Annotated in this window: 18 protein-coding genes; 5 read left to right on the top strand and 13 right to left on the bottom strand. The window is 44.6% G+C overall.

Features of this window, described 5'->3' with window-relative positions; all coding sequences use genetic code 11:
• Positions 1-266: 266 nt before the first annotated feature.
• From R7Q47_RS11920 to R7Q47_RS11910, 3 genes are all read left to right on the top strand, one after another.
• Complete coding sequence (locus R7Q47_RS11920; protein WP_213916917.1) at positions 267-2,417, top strand: serine/threonine-protein kinase; 2,151 nt, start codon at positions 267-269, stop codon at positions 2,415-2,417.
• Positions 2,418-2,863: 446 nt separating this feature from the next.
• Positions 2,864-3,199 (top strand): Hpt domain-containing protein, encoded by a 336-nt coding sequence (locus R7Q47_RS11915; protein ID WP_031781126.1) that lies wholly within the window; start codon positions 2,864-2,866, stop codon positions 3,197-3,199.
• Between the two features lie 34 nt (positions 3,200-3,233).
• Complete coding sequence (locus tag R7Q47_RS11910; protein ID WP_025767706.1) at positions 3,234-3,425, top strand: hypothetical protein; 192 nt, start codon at positions 3,234-3,236, stop codon at positions 3,423-3,425.
• A 70-nt stretch (positions 3,426-3,495) separates the two neighbouring features.
• On the opposite strand, the gene R7Q47_RS11905 is transcribed toward R7Q47_RS11910, so the two are convergent.
• The 4 genes from R7Q47_RS11905 to R7Q47_RS11890 form a co-directional block, all read right to left on the bottom strand.
• The gene (locus R7Q47_RS11905; RefSeq protein ID WP_318089038.1) at positions 3,496-3,873 is read right to left on the bottom strand and encodes an ATP-binding protein; all 378 of its coding nucleotides are present in this window, start codon (positions 3,871-3,873) and stop codon (positions 3,496-3,498) included.
• Between the two features lie 64 nt (positions 3,874-3,937).
• A complete protein-coding gene (locus R7Q47_RS11900) occupies positions 3,938-5,167 on the bottom strand; it encodes a PP2C family protein-serine/threonine phosphatase (RefSeq protein ID WP_005387548.1) in 1,230 nt (409 codons plus the stop codon).
• A gap of 29 nt (positions 5,168-5,196) precedes the next feature.
• Entirely contained in the window at positions 5,197-5,457 is a 261-nt protein-coding gene (locus R7Q47_RS11895) for a hypothetical protein (RefSeq protein WP_017820228.1), read from the bottom strand.
• Positions 5,458-5,677: 220 nt separating this feature from the next.
• Positions 5,678-6,292, bottom strand: a complete 615-nt coding sequence (locus R7Q47_RS11890) for a glutathione S-transferase family protein (protein ID WP_005375905.1) — start codon at positions 6,290-6,292, stop codon at positions 5,678-5,680.
• A gap of 284 nt (positions 6,293-6,576) precedes the next feature.
• On the opposite strand from R7Q47_RS11890, the gene R7Q47_RS11885 reads away from it, so the two are divergent.
• Both R7Q47_RS11885 and R7Q47_RS11880 read left to right on the top strand, forming a co-directional pair.
• Positions 6,577-7,152, top strand: coding sequence for a TetR/AcrR family transcriptional regulator (locus R7Q47_RS11885; protein WP_005387553.1), 576 nt, complete (start codon positions 6,577-6,579; stop codon positions 7,150-7,152).
• A gap of 1 nt (position 7,153) precedes the next feature.
• A complete protein-coding gene (locus R7Q47_RS11880) occupies positions 7,154-7,558 on the top strand; it encodes a PPC domain-containing DNA-binding protein (protein ID WP_064354658.1) in 405 nt (134 codons plus the stop codon).
• Between the two features lie 98 nt (positions 7,559-7,656).
• Here R7Q47_RS11880 and nirD read toward each other — a convergent pair whose 3' ends face one another.
• From nirD to cobA, 9 genes are all read right to left on the bottom strand, one after another.
• Positions 7,657-7,992, bottom strand: a complete 336-nt coding sequence (gene nirD, locus R7Q47_RS11875; RefSeq protein WP_248486279.1) for a nitrite reductase small subunit NirD — start codon at positions 7,990-7,992, stop codon at positions 7,657-7,659.
• On the bottom strand, positions 7,993-10,512 hold the full coding sequence (gene nirB / locus R7Q47_RS11870) for a nitrite reductase large subunit NirB (RefSeq protein ID WP_318089035.1): 2,520 nt from the start codon (positions 10,510-10,512) through the stop codon (positions 7,993-7,995). It abuts the gene before it with no gap.
• Between the two features lie 10 nt (positions 10,513-10,522).
• Positions 10,523-11,359 carry an ABC transporter ATP-binding protein gene (locus R7Q47_RS11865; RefSeq protein WP_213969365.1) on the bottom strand — a complete coding sequence of 279 codons (837 nt, stop codon included), beginning with the start codon at positions 11,357-11,359 and terminating at the stop codon, positions 10,523-10,525.
• Between the two features lie 11 nt (positions 11,360-11,370).
• On the bottom strand, positions 11,371-12,336 hold the full coding sequence (locus R7Q47_RS11860) for an ABC transporter permease (RefSeq protein WP_134645734.1): 966 nt from the start codon (positions 12,334-12,336) through the stop codon (positions 11,371-11,373).
• Positions 12,337-12,409: 73 nt separating this feature from the next.
• Positions 12,410-13,774 (bottom strand): CmpA/NrtA family ABC transporter substrate-binding protein, encoded by a 1,365-nt coding sequence (locus R7Q47_RS11855; RefSeq protein WP_053349948.1) that lies wholly within the window; start codon positions 13,772-13,774, stop codon positions 12,410-12,412.
• Positions 13,775-14,038: 264 nt separating this feature from the next.
• Entirely contained in the window at positions 14,039-14,620 is a 582-nt protein-coding gene (locus tag R7Q47_RS11850; RefSeq protein WP_213961499.1) for an ANTAR domain-containing response regulator, read from the bottom strand.
• A gap of 73 nt (positions 14,621-14,693) precedes the next feature.
• Positions 14,694-15,611: a dienelactone hydrolase family protein gene (locus R7Q47_RS11845; protein WP_213969364.1), complete on the bottom strand. Its 918-nt coding sequence runs from the start codon at positions 15,609-15,611 to the stop codon at positions 14,694-14,696.
• 229 nt (positions 15,612-15,840) lie between these two features.
• On the bottom strand, positions 15,841-16,794 hold the full coding sequence (locus tag R7Q47_RS11840) for a glycosyl transferase family protein (protein WP_213914828.1): 954 nt from the start codon (positions 16,792-16,794) through the stop codon (positions 15,841-15,843).
• Entirely contained in the window at positions 16,791-17,696 is a 906-nt protein-coding gene (gene cobA / locus R7Q47_RS11835; protein WP_318089029.1) for a uroporphyrinogen-III C-methyltransferase, read from the bottom strand. The genes R7Q47_RS11840 and cobA overlap by 4 nt, the downstream gene beginning before the upstream one ends.

The raw sequence follows: 17,696 nt of genomic DNA, 5'->3' as shown, positions 1-17,696 counted from the left end.
TTAATTGCTTTCTTATTAACAGTAAGATTAATAAAAACCTTAATACTGCCATTGAAAATCATGCACGGAATAATGAATCATTTTTTTATCAAAGCAATCACGTATTGTTCAACAATTTTAATTATCCAACCAAGTTCAAATTTTTGAAACTTAGACTTTCATCAATAAAAAAACGAATGTTAGTTTGGCCGAGAAATTCTAACATAATGACTTTTCATTGAGCAGAAAGGTATATATTCCCCCATCATTTATACGGAGTTCTTGTGATGGAAGACAGTAATAAAAACAATTCTATAAATAATGAAGAAAGCGGAGATAAAACCAAAATTGTAAAGACTCAAAAACGAGACAATGCAATTAAATCAACCAAACTCACTAATAATGAAACCTCCGTTAAAAATAAAAATGAAACAAATACAAAACTGTCTCAAAAAGAAAACACTCCGTTAGTTAATAAGAAAAAAAACAATAAAGATGACTCATTAAATAATAACAAAGATGTTATTAACGAAAGCTTAATAGGAACGACCGTTAAAAATCGGTATGAAATTGAGTCGGTTATTGGGCATGGTGGGCTTTGCGATGTTTACTTAGCTAAAGATAAGATTCTTGAATCTTCAGGTTCAGAAACACCCTACGTTGCGTTAAAAATATTACAGAAAGAGTTTGCTTCTCAACCAGAGACTGCACGCATGTTAATACGTGAAGCTCAACAAACTCAAAGGTTAAGCCACCCTAATATCATTAGGGTTTTTGATTTTGGTGTAGATGGCGAAATATACTTTTTAGTTATGGAGTATATTAACGGAGAAACATTAGAGAGTTTAATACAGCGTTCTAGGCCCCATGGGCTGAAGTTTAATGCAACTTTATCAATCCTAAATCAGGTACTCGATGCACTCTCATATGCTCACTCTCTTGGTGTAGTGCACGCCGACCTAAAGCCCGCTAATGTGATTTTAACGTCTGAGGGTAACGTTAAGCTGCTTGATTTTGGTGTATCTAAAACTCATCAATTAAAGCAGGATCAATATGCGGCTAAACGTAAATCCGAAAATGTTGAAACGCTTGGTTATACTCCCAACTATGCATCACTCAACCTGTTATCCGGTAAGGAACCGAACTTAAGCGACGATATGTTTGCTCTATTTTGTATTGCTTACGAGCTATTGAGTTGCAAACACCCTTACGCAAGAACTCCAGTTAATGAAGCTCTTAAAAAGAAGATCAAGGTCTCTAAACCAACCAACATGCCTGCATCTAAGTGGCCAATATTTTCAAGCGTATTTTCAACTGGCATCATTCCGAACAAGCTGACCCCTGAACAGTTGAAACGCAAATTGAATATGCGCTATTGGCCTATCGCTAGCGGCGCGGCAGCGAGTATATTATTAGTTAGCGGCATTGTATTTGGTTATCAGCAGCAACAAGAAACCATCGCCAATTTGGAAACCGTTATTAGCAAGCAAAATGATCAAATTGCCGGACAAGAGTGGCAGCTTGATACGCCAGCAGAAAAAAGTTTGGCACTGATTGATAGTGAAAAAAGCTTACATCCAGTCGTTAAGGCTGGCTTATTACGCTTACACAAGACCTATATTCTCAGCGAGTTTGAATCTGAAATTGATCAGGTTTTGAATTCTGATGCCAACAACTACCCGAATTATGATGAAATTGAGTCCATACTTGATAAAGCAAAAACCTACTACCCTGACTCACATAAAATAGAAGTTCTTGCCTTAGATATTCAGTCAAGCAAGCACTCCACGTTACTTTCGATAGCAAGGCAAATCAACAGTCAACTTGAAAAATCTCGGTACAGTAAAGAAGACGGCAGTAAATCCATCTATGAGCTCAAGGATGAGTTAAATCAGATTCATCAAGGTTATCCTTTCACGCCAAGTTCGTTATCTAGCGATGTTTTCGGTCAGCACCTCACTGAAGCACTCAAGAAGAAAGACGCAGCTGCACTTGTTGCTCTTATTAAGGTTGGGAACACCTTCTTTTCAAACGTAGAAGAGCATCAAGAGAACTTACAGATAAGTAATGCGATGAAAGATGCAGTGCTGGAAATGAAATTATATGAGACAGCGCTAGATTCCAACAGCCCTCTACCGTTTCCAGAAGATGCCGCTAGAATCCTGTTCCAAGAAGAGTTTGAAAACTTTTATTCTCGCCTAGAAAAGGCAAGGACGACAACTCATCTCGATAACTTGGTGAAGGATGTGGATCTGTTCTCGAAAAAATTTCCTATTGGTTTTCAGGATGTTAACGATTTAAGATTCAAAACTGCTGATAAATACTTACGCTTCTCCGATATATTACTTAATAAGCGAAGGACTTCGAGCGCAAGACGCGCTATGAAGAAAGCCAACGAGCTTATGAAGCAAATAGAACAGGACTCTAAGCAAAGCTAGTAATACAAAAGGGACGCGAGTCCCTTTTTTGCCGTAGATTACTTGCCAATATGCAACTAGATTGCTAATTTATACTTGTACTTAATGAGGAGAGTTAGCCTTGACTGAAGGAATAGTCAAAGTTGGCGAACGTCTGGCGTCCGTATGTAACGATAGCCTTAAACTAGGACTGCAAGACACTTACCGACTCGGCGTTTTACGTGGAAACGTCCCATTTGCTACTTGTGTTAAAAACACGCGAGTTGAAGTTTTTTCATCCCTACATTTCGACCATTGCCGTTTGGATATAAGTCAAAATATCTTTAACAATGACTTTCTTTTTGTAAGTTTATCTCAAGCGACAAGCAAACTATTTCTGCTCAAATACTGGTTGTGCCATTCATACCTTCGGCTAAGCCTTCATTATCCGAAACATTCCTCTACCTCAACGTTTAATAGGGGTATACATGATTAATTTTGATGTTCTCAATACATACATGGATAACGACGTAGATCTGATCGTCACTGTTTTTTCTACATACCTTGAAGATCACACGAATGATATAGAGCGTATAGATGAGCTATATGCAAGCAAATGTTGGTCAGAACTCTATCTATTAGCTCATAGTTTAAAGGGCATTCTAGAGAGTTTCGGAGAAGACACCGCGGTCATTGCGTTTCAAAGAATAGAAGAAAAAACCAGAAACGATACAGCGCCAGATAGCTCAGATATAGCTATAGTTACTAAAGAGTTAGCTGCAATTAATCAACAAATCTTCACTTACTTGAAGAATATGCAATAAAGAAATTCAAGGCTTAACTGGGGGAAATATGGCAATGAATAATAGCAATTTCAGGGAGTTGATTGAGTCTCTCAAAGACTTAACACCAACTCAAAAAAGGTACTTACTTAGCCGTACAAAGATGGCGCTAGATGATGAAAGTAATATGTTAAACATCAGTGATATTCTAACACCAGAAGAGTTGGAGGCGTTACTATCACCGGCACCAACAACGAATACAAAATAACAATGATATACAACGCAACCGTCAGATTAACGCTAGGGACCAAGTGAAGCAAATCGACTTTGCTTGGTTGTTAGTTTCTCTCCCTATTCCTTTTCACTACAACAAACGTATTGTTTTCGAAACCTTTTTCCAATGTAAACAGGTCAGATAATTGAGCGACTAACATCAGTCCGCGACCTGAGGAGGACCAACTATCGTCATCCATTAAGTTAGGTGCCTCAATCTGTTTATTTTTATGTTGGATGAACGTCTTTTCATTGATCGGCGCTCCGCATTCAGAGACTCTCAGTTCCACGAAACCGGACACTTGGTCATCCCCAACCCTACACTCCACTTCAATTGGTAGGCCTTCTATTTCACTGTAAGAATGAATATAAGCGTTATTCATGAGTTCAACGACACAAAGCTCCAATGATTGAATTGCATTTAAGGGGATTTGATGACCCATCAAAAACCGAACAACGTCTTTGCTCGCACTTCGTGAGTGAGTAAGGGAGCTCCCGTAAGTTCGTTTAAATTCGCTCTTTGACATTCTTTTCCTTAAAATCGAGCCTCTCACCATGCCATTTTACCTGTAAAAGGCTGGCATCATCATCAAACTCATCTTCGTTATGCCAAGATTGTACTTTTTTAAAGACGTCTCCCACTTGGTCTTCAACTGTCAGCGTGCAAACAGCTTTTATACTCGATGCCAATCGTTGTAGTGAAAACATCTCCTCACCCTGCCTCGCTTCAATCAAACCATCCGAATAAAGCCACAATGCATCGCCCTCATCCAGACTAATTTGGTTACCGATATATTCCATCGGCTGCATTGCACCAACGATAAAGTTATCGTCACCTATCTGTTCCATCGTTTTCGTACTCGTTCGCCAAACTAAGATCCTGGGGTGGCCAGCCGTGCAATAGCTAAGTTGCCCTGATTTTGTGTTAAGAATGGCGTAAGCCATAGTAAAGTAAAGTTGACTGTTTCTAGTTTGCTGATAACGCCGATTTAGCCGTTCAATCACAGATGCAGGCTCACTTACGCAATAGCCGTCATCTCTCAACTCCATCGTGATCGAATCAGGCCCCTGACTTTGAGATAGCGTCTGTTGTATAGAAAAAGCCATCAAAGCTGAAGAAATACCATGACCAGAAACATCAAATACATAAAACGCAACATGTCGTTCATCGAGCTCCAAATACCCCAACATATCACCACCAATCTGGGAGCATGGTTTGTAGACATAGCTAAAATTTACATTCTGAATAGTTGATTCAGCAGGGAGTAGTTGCTCCATCAGATGACTAGCAGACTGTAGGTCTTGGTGAATTGTTTGATAGGCCGCATCTAGCTCTTTATTTCTCTCAACGAGTTTGTTGTGCAGTTCTAAAGTACGAAACCCCGCACGGATTCTGGCCTGAAGTTCCTCTACAGACGTCTTCTTATCTACGAAATCATCTGCGCCAGCATCAATGCCTTTCACGATCGAACTTTGGTCATTTCTAGAAGACAGTAGAACAAAGAAAATGTAACGTTCGCTAACTTTAGATTTTAATTGGCGACACAATTCAATACCATTAATTCCAGGCATCATTAAATCACTCAGCACAAACTGAATATCAGGGCGGTGGGTTAGCACCTCAAGCGCCGCTCTTCCGTCTTCAACTGCAACCACTTCATAGCCCTGCTTTTCCAATGCACTGCTGATGTAAAGCAGTACTGTTTTACTATCATCGACCAAAAGAATGGGTTTCATCTTCCTCCTTAATACGGTTGCTTTACTGGCTAACGCAAAACACTAGTCACTGACTGCTCATTTCTAAAACGGCTGTAGTCTTCGGCTAATAATTGGTGTTGATATCGAGTGTAAGACAACGCTTCATTAGAAATTAGTATCTGATGCTCTTTTTCGATTAACTGACTTTGCAGCCTTTCAATCTGTTCATTCTGCTGTGTGTAATTGAGGTACAGTGCGAATAGACCAAAAACCGAAACCATTAACAGGGCGATTAGAATATTATTGATAGTTTTCACTTGAATACTCATGACCTCTCCTTGTCTATTATTAGACTTTCCATGATGAAAGAGAGCGTCTACGGACCAAGAGCCCAAGGCTCTAAAACGCAACGAAGCAAATTGAGGTTGTTTTTCCAATTATAGGCGATAGGAGAAGAAATAAGAAAAATCTGAAAAAATTTGAATATCCTGCTGAGTTAAGAATCGGTAAGGTGGTAGCAGCGAGCTATCATCCACTCGCTGCAATACATTAACTCTGAAATGCAGGTCTAGCTAAAATTTGGTTATACCATCGAGCAATGTTTGGCGACGTCGATAGCACATCAATTTCTAGGCCTTTAATTGCGAAACTGATCAAAATAAAGCCTGTTATATCGACAATAGTAAAATGGTCTACGGCGATAAAATCATTATGTTCAAGACGCTTGTCTAAGACAGGCAGAAATTCGTAGACGCGTTGTTTTGATTCTTCGCCCCATGCTTCAACGCAACGTTCTCTGTCTCCATAAACTCCGGTCATGTTTCGAAACGCCTGAAATGCCGCATTTAGTCCTTGGAACTCCACCACACGATGCCACATTTCCACCTGAGCACGTTCAAGCTGGTTAGCACCAAACAGCGCCAGATCATTTTCAAACGCTTCATCTAGGTAGCGACAAATCGCCACACTTTCACAGATCGTCGTACCATCATCCAGTTCGAGCAGAGGCACTTTACCGTTCACGCTTTTCGATTTAAACGGTTCAGATAGGTTATCGCCCTCACGAACGTTCAGCGCAATTCGCTCAACCTCGCCACCGATTTCCTTTAGAAAAATGCTAACTCGCTTACAACTTGGAGTCATTGCGGTTTCATAGAGCTTCATTTCACATCCTTTTATCTTTTTCTAACCGATTGGTTAGGATATACTGTAGCCAGTTTATAAACGATCAGTCAAGAACTTCACTATCAAAAATTTTCAAACAGTTGTGGGTCTGTTTGCTGAGCGAGATTTTTGATGCCGTTTGTGAGTTCACATGAATTTGGAGGCTGATACCCAAGCATAGATGGGTATTCATCATATTGGTTCAGTTCGAACGCTAGAGGTTCTCTGTACCATCCCTCCAAAGCAATTTAATTACCCGATAAGCAGACCCAGGCAGGTAATTTATGGCAAGAAAAGCCAACTTCGACCGAGATGAAAAGCTTCTCGTGGCTATGGATGTGTTTTGGCGCAAGGGCTTTGCGAACACGTCTATCTCGGATCTCACCGACGAACTGAACATCAACCGCTTCAGTCTTTACAACACCTATGGTGACAAGCAACAGCTCTACTACGAAGCGCTCGATACTTACTTAAAAAAGGTCTCGCTACCGTCACTCAATGATTTGGAAAAAGACGACGCGTCTTTACCTGAGTTGGAATCGTTCCTTAAATCTTTTGCTGAGCTGCAACGCAAACGCAGCTGTGGGTGTTTTATTCAAAATGCGTTGATTGAGCACGCTGGTGAAGACGATGATGTACTGCGCAAAGGGCATTTTTTGTTTGACCATCTTATCGACATCATTGCGGATGCGCTGACCAATGCACAAAAAGAAACCTTAGTGCCGAAAACGCTGAAACCAGAAGAGCTTGCTCGTTTTGTTCTCAACAACATGCAAGGCATGCGCGTACTTGGCAAAGCCAAACGTTATGCCGACTTGGATACGGCGCTTTCCTGCTTGCTGGTTTTGATTAGGAAGTGACATGTCGATTGAAGTGATAGCAGTACGTCTTACCAAAGGCATGGACTTAAAGCTGAGCCTAGCGAAATTGGTCGAGCAGCATGGTATCAAAGCAGGCTCGATTGCTTCATGCGTTGGCTGTGTCTCTCACCTCAACCTTCGTTTGGCAGGAGCAGAGAGTACGTTAACCAAACAAGAGCCATTTGAAATCGTCTCTGTGATGGGAACCCTAACGGCTGAACATCAACACGTTCATATCTCGGTGTCTGATTGTGAAGGACGAGTTTGGGGTGGGCATTTGCTGGAAGACACAGTGATTGATACTACCGCAGAATTGATCATCCATTCTTACTCAGAACTTGAGTTCACTAGAGCGATGGACGACTCGACTGGCTATACCGAACTCCAAGTGAATCCTTCCAAATAACAAAAAGCTCCAGAGCCATACTGTGCTGTCTCTGGAGCTTTATTCGCTTTTCTCTTATGCCAATAATTTATTCATATCGAGCAAGCTAATTTCGAGGATCATTCTTCAAGTAAGTAACAAACCTGATTATCGTCGACTGTTACTTGCCACGTTTTTAGACCGTGCGATTCGTCTTCCAAACACTGCCCGCTCTTTAAGCTGAAATGCTGTTTGTACAGTGGTGACGCAACACACATCTCACCATCGATATCACCGACAATCCCTCGACTCATCACATAAGCCTTACCAATTGGGTCCCAATCTTGAACGGCGTAAACACCGTTATCAGGAATGTAGAATAACGCCACATGCTCGCCTTCAATCAATACAGTGGCACCGATAAACGGCATCAAGTCATCAAGCTGACACACTTTCACTTTGGTTAACGCTGCCATTTACACCTCCTGTTTCACTGGAATACGCTGACCGCGCACACGTTGGTACGGTAAGACTTTACTGCCCGACGTGCTGTTCAAGAAAGGACGGAAGCGTTGCAGTTTCTGAGGGTTATCCAACGTACTCTTCCACTCACATTGATAAGTATCTACGACTCGCGCCATTTGTTCATCCAAAGAATCACATAGATTCAGAGAGTCATCCAAAATCACTTGTTTAAGGTAATCTAGGCCCCCTTCCATGTTCTCCATCCACACAGACGTGCGCTGCAAGCGATCAGCGGTGCTGACGTAGAACATCAAGACTCGGTCAATCATGGTGATCAACTCTGGTTTGGATAAGTCGGATGCAAACAAATCAGCGTGTCTTGGTCTCATGCCGCCATTACCACACACATATAGATTCCAGCCGTTTTCAGTGGCGATCACCCCAATGTCTTTACTTTGCGCTTCTGCACACTCGCGAGTACATCCCGATACGGCAAACTTAAGCTTATGGGGCGCTCGCAATCCTTTGTAGCGGTTCTCTAACTCAATAGCTAATCCGACCGAGTCATCAACACCATAGCGACACCACGTAGAACCGACGCAAGATTTCACGGTGCGCACCGATTTGCCGTAGGCGTGCCCTGTTTCAAAACCAGCATCAATCAAGGTTTGCCAGATTTCTGGGAGTTGCTCTAATTGCGCACCAAATAAATCCACACGCTGACCGCCAGTGATTTTGGTGTATAGATCGTATTGCTGAGCGACTTCGCCTAGCACGATGAGTTTGTCTGGTGTGATTTCGCCGCCCGGAACACGAGGTACAATCGAGTAAGAACCATCTTTTTGCAGGTTAGCCATAAAAGCATCATTAGAATCTTGCAGAGATTGATGTTGAGGCTCCATGATGTGTTCATTCCACAAAGAAGCAAACACAGATGCCGCCGTCGGCTTACAGATATCACACCCATGCCCTTTGCCATGCAGTGCAATTAAGGTGTCGAAGTCTTTGATTTGTTCCACTTGGCAAATATGAAACATCTCTTGGCGACTGAGCTCAAAGTGCTCACAAAGATGGTTGTTAACCTCTACCCCCATGGCTGCCAATTGAGTATCCAATACCGACTTCACCATATTGCTACAGCCACCACAGCCTGTACCGGCTTTGGTGTTAGCTTTAAGGTCTGTGAGGTTGGTGGTTCCGGCTTGAATCTCGGCAACTAAGTCGCCTTTTGTGACGTTGTGACAAGAGCAGATGATAGCGCTGTCTGGCATCTCTCCATCAAGCATTCCGGTATCAAACAGCAGGTTCGCTGCGTGGTCTGGCAGGACCGTTTTTTTCAAATAACACTGTAAGAGCGCATCGTAGTCACTGTTGTCACCAACGAGAATCGCACCAAGCAATTGGGTGCCGCTCGCATCAACCACCAGCTTTTTGTAGATGCCTGCGACCGCATCTTGCAAGACCATTTCTTGAGCGCCTTCGGTTTGCATTTGTGCATCGCCGATAGACGCCACATCCACCCCAAGCAGCTTGAGTTTGGTGCTCATGTCTGCGCCTTTAAAACCTTCGCTTGGCATACCAGTCAAGACATCGGCAGTAGTTCTCGCCATGGTGTAACCGGGTGCGACTAAGCCAAAGATCTTCTGCTCCCAAAGAGCACATTCGCCAATCGCATAAATATTTTCATCGCTGGTTTGGCATTGGTTGTTAATCACAATACCGCCTCGCTCGCCTACTTCTAGCTCAGCCATTTTTGCCAGCTCATCTTGAGGGCGAATCCCTGCGGAAAAGACAATCACATCCACTTCGAGAGGATCTTTGTCTTTAAACACCATGCGATGCTTAGCCGTTTCACCATCGCAGATTCGTTCCGTACCCGTTGAGGTGTGAACGGTTAGCCCTAGCGCCTCAATCTTCTCTTTTAGCACTAAGCCAGCACCATCGTCTAACTGTACGGGCATCAGGCGAGGTGCAAACTCAATGACGTGAGTTTCTAGCCCCAACAGTTTGAGTGCGTTTGCCGCTTCTAAGCCCAACAAGCCGCCGCCAATCACTGCGCCTGTTCTTGCACCTTCACATGCCTTTTTGATTTGTGAAAGGTCATCAAGCGTGCGGTAGACAAACACGTTATCGCGGTCTTTACCTTCAATTGGCGGCACAAATGGGTACGAACCAGTAGCGAGCACAAGTTGGTCGTAACCCAGCACATCTTCACCATCAAGCAGAAGGCGCTTTTGTTCTCTGTCGATGCCTGTTACTTGGCTGCCAAGTACGAGTTGGATGCCATGCATGTCGTACCATTCTTGGTTACTCAGCATCAAATCATCATGAGATTTACCCGCAAATAAAGAGGACAACTGTACACGGTCATACGCGATAAAACGCTCTGCACCAATCACGGTAATTCGGTGCTCCAAATGCGCGTTTTTCTGCACTAATTGCTCGACGAGGTGTTGCCCGACCATACCGTTGCCAACCACAACGATGTGGCTTAATGCGTTCTTTACTGGAATCGTTAAAGGACTGTTCATCGCTATCTCCTTATGCCGTTTGCGCTGCGGTTTTGGGTTTGTCTTCTTTCGAAGCAGGAATCTCGACTTTGGATTGCTTCTCGTAAAGGAACTTCAGCACCGCTTGTCGACACTTCTGATACTGCGCATCATCCGCCAGTGCGACACGCTCACGAGGGCGAGGTAGATTCACTTCTAACACTTCACCAATGGTTGCTGCCGGTCCATTAGTCATCATCACGATTTTGTCGGATAGCAGCACCGCTTCATCCACGTCATGGGTAATCATGATGACGGTATTGTTTAGCTCGGCTTGAATCTTCATCAGTGCATCCTGTAAGTGCGCACGTGTTAACGCATCCAACGCGCCAAATGGTTCATCCATCAGCAAAACCTTTGGTTGAAGTGCCAGTGCTCTCGCAATGCCGACTCGCTGCTTCATACCGCCCGAGATTTCATCCGGCTTTTTGTGCGCAGCATGCTGCATTTGAATCAACTCCAAGTAGTGATTCACTTGTTCCTGAATCCACTCTTTGCCCTTTTTGACGGCAATTTGTTTTACAGCTAACTCAACGTTTTGATACACGGTTAACCAAGGCAATAATGAATGGTTTTGGAACACCACTGCGCGGTCAGGTCCCGGCCCTGCCACCTCTCGTCCATCGACGATCACGCCGCCGTCTGTTGGCATGTGTAGCCCTGCGACTAAGTTCAATACCGTTGATTTACCGCAGCCAGAGTGACCAATTAGGGATACAAACTCACCTTTATTGATTTGTAAATCGACGTTCTTAAGCGCGATGAACTCGCCATCTGGCGTTGGGAATCGCATCCCTAAACGCGTTAGATCTAATAATGCTTTTTCCATGATCTTTTCCTTTATCTCAACGCTTGTTGTTTATTCCAAGACAGCCCCTTTTGAAGTTGCAGCATGCCTCTATCGAGCATCAAACCGATAAAACCAATAGTGATGACTGCCACCATGATGCGACCCAATGATGCCGAACTGCCGTTCTGGAATTCATCCCAAACGAACTTGCCTAACCCCGGGTTCTGAGCGAGCATTTCTGCCGCAATCAACACCATCCAAGCGATACCTAAAGAGAGACGTAAACCTGTGAAGATCATTGGAATGGCAGAAGGTAATACGATGGTGCGGATGTGCTGCCACCACGAAAGTTGAAGCACTTTACTCACGTTGATTAAGTCTTTATCAACGCTTGTTACACCCACAGCGGTGTTAATCAGCGTCGGCCATAGGCTACACAGCGCCACAGTGATCAGAGAGTTGATGAACGACTTAGCAAACATCGGGTCATCACTCACATAAGTGGCACTTACAACCATAGTGACGATAGGCAGCCAAGCCAAAGGTGATACGGGCTTGAGCAATTGAATGATTGGGTTGAACGCTTGATACAGCCCTTGATTAAGACCAAGCACGATGCCAAGCGGAATCGCGATGACCGTCGCCAGCAAAAAGCCCGCAGTCACAGTCACTAAGCTTGTTATGATTTGGTCGAAGAACGTCGGCTTACCTGTGTAAGGACGAATCTTCACTTCCGCGTCCGGATTCTTGGCTAACTTCGCAGCATTGCGTTTTTCCTGACGTTCGATAAACGCTTGTTCCTTTTCTCGCTCTTGCCAATGGTCATCGACAAGGTTGCTGAACTGCTGAAAAGTTTGCACAGGCCCCGGTAGCGTACCTAATGAGGTTTGCACTTCTCTCGCCGCCAAGTGCCACATTGCCAAAAAGATCAGCAAGCCAATGACGGGCAAAAGCACCAGCCGACTTCGGTTCACTACCTGCTTAGCAGGAAACAGGGAAATGACATTACTAGACATACTCACTCCTAAGAAATTTACATCCTTGTTGCCACAAGCGAATCCCCCTCGCCTGTGGCGTTTATCGTTATGGTTAAACCTTGTCTTTTCCTTTAAGCCCGATAGAGAACTTCTCTAGATATTTATTTGGCTCGCGACCGTCATAAACGATGTTGTCGATAAAGTGTGTTTGTGGCGCACGGAAACCATCTTCAGCACTAAAATCTGGGAAGTCTTTTTTGCTCAACACACCATCTTCAATTAGCGCTTGAGCTGCTTGTTGGTAGATATCTGGACGGTAAACCTCTTTCGCCACATCCATGTACCAATCATCGGATTTCTCGCTTGAGATTTGTCCCCAACGGCGCATTTGAGTCAGATACCAAATCGCATCGCTGTAATACGGATAAGTGGCGTTATGACGGAAGAACACGTTGAAGTCTGGCACGTCTCGTTTGTCGCCTTTCTCGTATTCAAATGTGCCGGTCATTGAGTTGGCGATAACTTCAGCATCGGCTCCAACGTATTCGCTTTTTGATAGCATCTTCACTGCGTCTTGGCGGTTGGCATTGTCGTTTTCATCCAACCAATGTGCCGCTCGAATCAAGGCTTTCACTACGCGAATGTGCGTGTTTGGATACTTCTCAGCCCAAGCTTTGGAAACACCAAACACTTTCTCTGGGTTGTTCTTCCAGATCTCGTAATCGGTCACGACTGGCGTACCAATACCTTTGAATACGGCTTGTTGGTTCCATGGTTCGCCTACGCAGTACCCTTTGATCGTGCCCGCTTCCATTGTTGCTGGCATTTGTGGTGGCGGTGTAACACTCAAAAGAACGTCAGCATCCAACTGGCCACTGTTATCGCCTGAGTCTGGTGCGTAAAAACCTGGATGAATCCCACCTGCCGCTAACCAGTATCGCAACTCATAGTTGTGCGTCGATACAGGGAACACCATCCCCATGTTGAACGGTTTGCCTTTATCCAGATAGCTGTCGACCACAGGCTTCAGTGCATCCGCTTTGATTGGGTGAACTGGCTTGCCATCTGGTTGCTTTGGAATGTATTGCTTCATCTGCTCCCAAGTATCATTGGAAACCGTGATTGCGTTGCCGTTCAAATCCATACTGAACGCAGTAATCACTTCTGCTTTTGTGCCAACACCAATCGTTGCGCCCAATGGCTGACCAGCAAGCATGTGCGCGCCAGCAAGCTCACCGTCGATGACTCGGTCTAAAAGCACCTTCCAGTTTGCTTGCGCTTCTAAAGTGACGTACAAGCCTTCGTCTTCAAAAAAGCCTTTCTCATAAGCAACCGCTAGCGGTGCCATATCGGTTAACTTAATAAAACCAAACTTCAGGTCTTCAATTTCTGGTTCACCCAACTCTGCCTTTACGCTGACCGTGGTGAATACCGATAACGAAATTGCTGACACTTTCAGCATCGAACTCCATTTCATTGGTTTGCTCCCATAAAAAAGCGCCACTACTCCGAAGAGCAGTAGCGCCGTTGCTAAGTCTACAATTACCGCCGTTGATAATTGAGATAAGCGATTCAACAATAAACCCAATTCTACTAATCCAATTACTGTGCCAACTTATTTTTCACAGTAAATACAATAAATTAGTATATCTTGCCGTTTGTTATTCCCTGTTATTGCTTGCTGATAGTGCAACACGCACCACGTTAGAAAACGCACTCTAACCCCAAAGTGGTAGAACAACTAATCAAGCACCTCCAAAGTAGTTATCAAATTCTTGGCAACTTGTGCGAGCGTTTGGCTCGATTGCATGGCTGAATTTCTAAGTGCTTTATAAGCCTGTTCTTCATCAACGCTGTGCATCTTCATCAGCAGACCTTTGGCTTTTTCCACCAGCTTGCGCTCTTCAATCTTATGGGTCAGCGATTCAATTTCCGATTGCATACTTTCGAATTTCGCTCTCACTAGTGTCGCATGTTCAATCCAAGGCTGAAGCGCAAACTCACTATCGTGCGGCATGAGCACATAGTCCATTTTTTCTGATAAACGATTGATATCATTGGATGATAATTGCTTTAAGACGATAAGAAGTGGTGCCGATTTTCTGCGGCAGAAATCGACGATCAAACGCAGTTCTGCCGTTGGCTGCTGCCATCCAACCACAACGCTTGCAGACGGTTCTCGCTGCATAAGCGTTTCTAGTTGTGCCAATTGGCAGCCGATGATGTTGTCGTAATCTTTGCTCAATGAGCCGGACAATCGAGCCTGCTCTTGGAGGCTATCACAGCATACTATGATGGGTGTTTTTGACGTTGATTGAGTCATGCACATTCCTTGTTTATATCTCACTCACTAAGAGAGACATAACAAGGAATGTGCCAACTAAAGTAGACGCGTTTTAACTAGAGGCGAGATGTTCTTTGAAGAAGCCGAGTGTACGCTCCCAAGCGAGTGCTGCTTCTTCCGGTGCGTAGCGTGCTGTTGAGTCGTTATGGAAGCCGTGGTTGACATTCTCATACATTAACGCTTGATACTGTGCGTCGGTTGCGATCAATTGCTGCTCATAAGCAGGCCATGTGTCGTTAACACGCTTATCGAGCCCTGCAAAGTGAATCATTAACGGTCCTTTGACTTGCTTTTGGATCTCTTGCGCAGCTGGTGTTCCATAAAAAGGCACACCTGCATCGAGCTCTTCAGGCATTACCGCTGCAAGCATATTGACAATGTATCCACCGAAGCAGAATCCAACCGCGCCCAATTTACCGTTGCCGCCCTCGTATTGTTTGAGGAAGTTAGCGGCTGCAATAAAGTCTTGTTCGATCTTGGCTCTGTCCATCTCTTTCTGCATGGCGCGACCTTCATCGTCGTTCCCCGGATAGCCGCCGAGTGGATAAAGTGCGTCTGGAGCGAAAGCAATAAAGCCATCTTTTGCAAGTCGTCTTGCGACATCTTTGATATAAGGGTTCAGACCTCGATTTTCATGAATCACCAACACTGTCGGCGATTTTAAGGTCTTCTTTTGTGGCACAACCAAATAGCCGCGACCTTCTCCATGCCCATTTGGAGATGGAAAGGTTTCGTAAGTTGCTTTGATGTCAGGATCGTTAAATGAAACTTGTTCTGCCAATGCGTAATTCGGGGTTAACGCATCGACCAGTGCTGTCATGCTAAAGCCAAGCACCGCAAGGCCACCCAGCCTATTTAGAAACTCACGGCGCGAGATTTTTCCGTGGGCGTATTCGTCGTACCAATCGAAAGCTTCTTGCGGGATCGGGTGGGAAGCCTTTTCACTAGGAGTGGTATGCTTTAGAACCATTATCCATGTCCTCTGTGTCTTACCATATGGGATTTTCTCATTCTCAAAAGCGAAGCGAGAAACGAACGCGATTGAGGCTAAAACTGCGGTTTCACCACTCTGATACGGAGCAAGGTGGTGAAACACATCATTGGCGAGCTAGGATCTTTTACCTTCTTCAAACAATAGATAATGGATTCAGATTCAACAACTTTGCGTCGTTGGTTTTACATTAATTGACAATAGTGCGTTATTGCAGGCCGCAATAGGCTTGCCAGTAAGAGAAGGCGCGTTCGAATGCTTTTTCCCTGTCGTGCATTTGTGCAAACAAGACCACTGTCATTGTGGCAAGAACCGTATTTGCCATTTGGTTCATGTCATCTTCTGACGTCCCAAACGGGCAGTTCGCAGGCATTGGCACCTCAGACAGCATTTGCTCCGTCCAGTAGTGCGATGTCACGCCGCTTGTTTGGCTTAACCATAATGTTTGGCTTACTTTCGGGTTGTATTCTGACTCACCCGATTGTCCTTTGAATGACACAACAGCGTGAGCGGTTTGACCAATCTCGTATTCGACTTCAGCATGAAGTTGTTGGAACCCAGGATGGAAGCTACCACGAATACCAATCGTTGCTTGCCCCGGGTTCAATGCTCGAACCACGGTATTAATCGGCGTTCTAAGCCCATAACGATTCTTCCAACCAATCATGGTTTCTGCTTGAGGAGCAAACGCACTCAGCGGCAGATACACAATGTTTTGTGTTTCTAATACACGCTTTGCGTCTTCTGCTGATTCCGCTTTCGTAATAGCAAATTTGTCGAGGTAGTCTTCAGCGTGTAAACGACCAGATTGACGGTCGTGATAGCCGTGCATCAGCACTTTATGACCATTATCGGCGAGGATCTTGGCTGCCAACAGGTGCCAAGGCTGCCCTGCCGCTTCACGTTTGCCTGCATAACATGGCCAGTCAATGTCTGCACCAATAGCTGGCATGCGGGATTGGAATGCTTTCACAAAGCCAGCGATTTCTTGTTGAGTTTCGTTCTGTACACGGATCAGCATCAATAGCATTGCCATCTGATCGTCGTCGCACTCACCGTTTAGGTATTCATCCATAACTCGAAACGCTTGGTCAAAGTTCAGTGGTTTTCTACCACGTTCGCCACGACCGACTGTTCTAATACATTCCAAAATGCTGCTCATATTCCCTCGTATTCCGTCACTGACTGTACGGTTTCTATTAGTTGTTCGCGCAGTTTGACAACTTCTCCCATCACAATCAATGCTGGGCTCACGCCTTTAAGTGTAATTGATAAATCATTGAGCTGATTGAGTTGGGTAACATGAACTTGTTGTTGAGGGCTGCAACCATGAGTAATGATCGCGACTGGGAAATCTTCTCTCAAACCAGAGCCTATTAAACCCGTTTGTATTTGCGATGACTTTTCTAACCCCATATAGAAGACTAACGTTTGTCCGCTTTGCATCAGTTGGCTCCACGCCTCAAATGCACCTGTTACCACTTGCCCCGTCACAAAGGTAACGCTGCGAGCTACGCCACGATGAGTCAGCGGAATCAAGCTGTTTGCTGCACATCCAATCGCAGCAGTAATACCGGGGATGACTTCGTAAGCGATTGAGTGCTTGACGAGTGCTAATGCTTCTTCGCCTCCACGGCCAAATACGAATGGATCTCCCCCTTTTAAGCGCACAACTCGCTTTCCTTGTTGAGCGAGCGATACCATCAAATCACAAATTTCTTCCTGACCAATGCTAGGTTGTCCGCATCGTTTGCCCACGTAAATCCAATCGGCTTGTGGCGAAGCCAACTCCAAAATATCTTTGTTCACCAAACGGTCGTACAGCAGAGCCTCTGCCGACATAATCGCTTTTACAGCCTTCACGGTTAACAAGTCAGGATCGTGCGGCCCTGCTCCGACAATCGAGACAAAACCTTTGTGGTTCGCGTCGAGGTCTATTGAATGGTCTTCTAAAAGTTGGTTCAGTTTGCTTGCTTGATCATGCTTAGAAAAACGAGACGAGCGTTCTTGTTTCTGACTCGCTTGTCCTTTCTTAAACCAAGACTTTTGATAAGGCGCTTCCAT

It is taken from the genome of Vibrio sp. Vb0349, from assembly GCF_033338975.1.
The sequence above is the reverse complement of the archived record's forward strand: the minus strand, read 5'-3'. Positions and strand labels throughout refer to the sequence as shown.

Excerpts from the sequence above, each read along its gene's own strand:
- nirB (WP_318089035.1), bottom strand. The coding sequence starts at position 10,512 with ATGAACAGTCCTTTAACGATTCCAGTAAAGAACGCATTAAGCCACATC.
- R7Q47_RS11910 (WP_025767706.1), top strand. The coding sequence starts at position 3,234 with ATGAATAATAGCAATTTCAGGGAGTTGATTGAGTCTCTCAAAGACTTA.
- cobA (WP_318089029.1), bottom strand. The coding sequence starts at position 17,696 with ATGGAAGCGCCTTATCAAAAGTCTTGGTTTAAGAAAGGACAAGCGAGT.
- R7Q47_RS11865 (WP_213969365.1), bottom strand. The coding sequence starts at position 11,359 with ATGGAAAAAGCATTATTAGATCTAACGCGTTTAGGGATGCGATTCCCA.
- R7Q47_RS11895 (WP_017820228.1), bottom strand. The coding sequence starts at position 5,457 with ATGAGTATTCAAGTGAAAACTATCAATAATATTCTAATCGCCCTGTTA.
- R7Q47_RS11880 (WP_064354658.1), top strand. The coding sequence starts at position 7,154 with ATGTCGATTGAAGTGATAGCAGTACGTCTTACCAAAGGCATGGACTTA.
- R7Q47_RS11855 (WP_053349948.1), bottom strand. The coding sequence starts at position 13,774 with ATGAAATGGAGTTCGATGCTGAAAGTGTCAGCAATTTCGTTATCGGTA.
- nirD (WP_248486279.1), bottom strand. The coding sequence starts at position 7,992 with ATGGCAGCGTTAACCAAAGTGAAAGTGTGTCAGCTTGATGACTTGATG.
- R7Q47_RS11850 (WP_213961499.1), bottom strand. The coding sequence starts at position 14,620 with ATGACTCAATCAACGTCAAAAACACCCATCATAGTATGCTGTGATAGC.
- R7Q47_RS11860 (WP_134645734.1), bottom strand. The coding sequence starts at position 12,336 with ATGTCTAGTAATGTCATTTCCCTGTTTCCTGCTAAGCAGGTAGTGAAC.
- R7Q47_RS11920 (WP_213916917.1), top strand. The coding sequence starts at position 267 with ATGGAAGACAGTAATAAAAACAATTCTATAAATAATGAAGAAAGCGGA.
- R7Q47_RS11905 (WP_318089038.1), bottom strand. The coding sequence starts at position 3,873 with ATGGGTCATCAAATCCCCTTAAATGCAATTCAATCATTGGAGCTTTGT.
- R7Q47_RS11890 (WP_005375905.1), bottom strand. The coding sequence starts at position 6,292 with ATGAAGCTCTATGAAACCGCAATGACTCCAAGTTGTAAGCGAGTTAGC.
- R7Q47_RS11840 (WP_213914828.1), bottom strand. The coding sequence starts at position 16,794 with ATGAGCAGCATTTTGGAATGTATTAGAACAGTCGGTCGTGGCGAACGT.
- R7Q47_RS11900 (WP_005387548.1), bottom strand. The coding sequence starts at position 5,167 with ATGAAACCCATTCTTTTGGTCGATGATAGTAAAACAGTACTGCTTTAC.
- R7Q47_RS11845 (WP_213969364.1), bottom strand. The coding sequence starts at position 15,611 with ATGGTTCTAAAGCATACCACTCCTAGTGAAAAGGCTTCCCACCCGATC.
- R7Q47_RS11915 (WP_031781126.1), top strand. The coding sequence starts at position 2,864 with ATGATTAATTTTGATGTTCTCAATACATACATGGATAACGACGTAGAT.
- R7Q47_RS11885 (WP_005387553.1), top strand. The coding sequence starts at position 6,577 with ATGGCAAGAAAAGCCAACTTCGACCGAGATGAAAAGCTTCTCGTGGCT.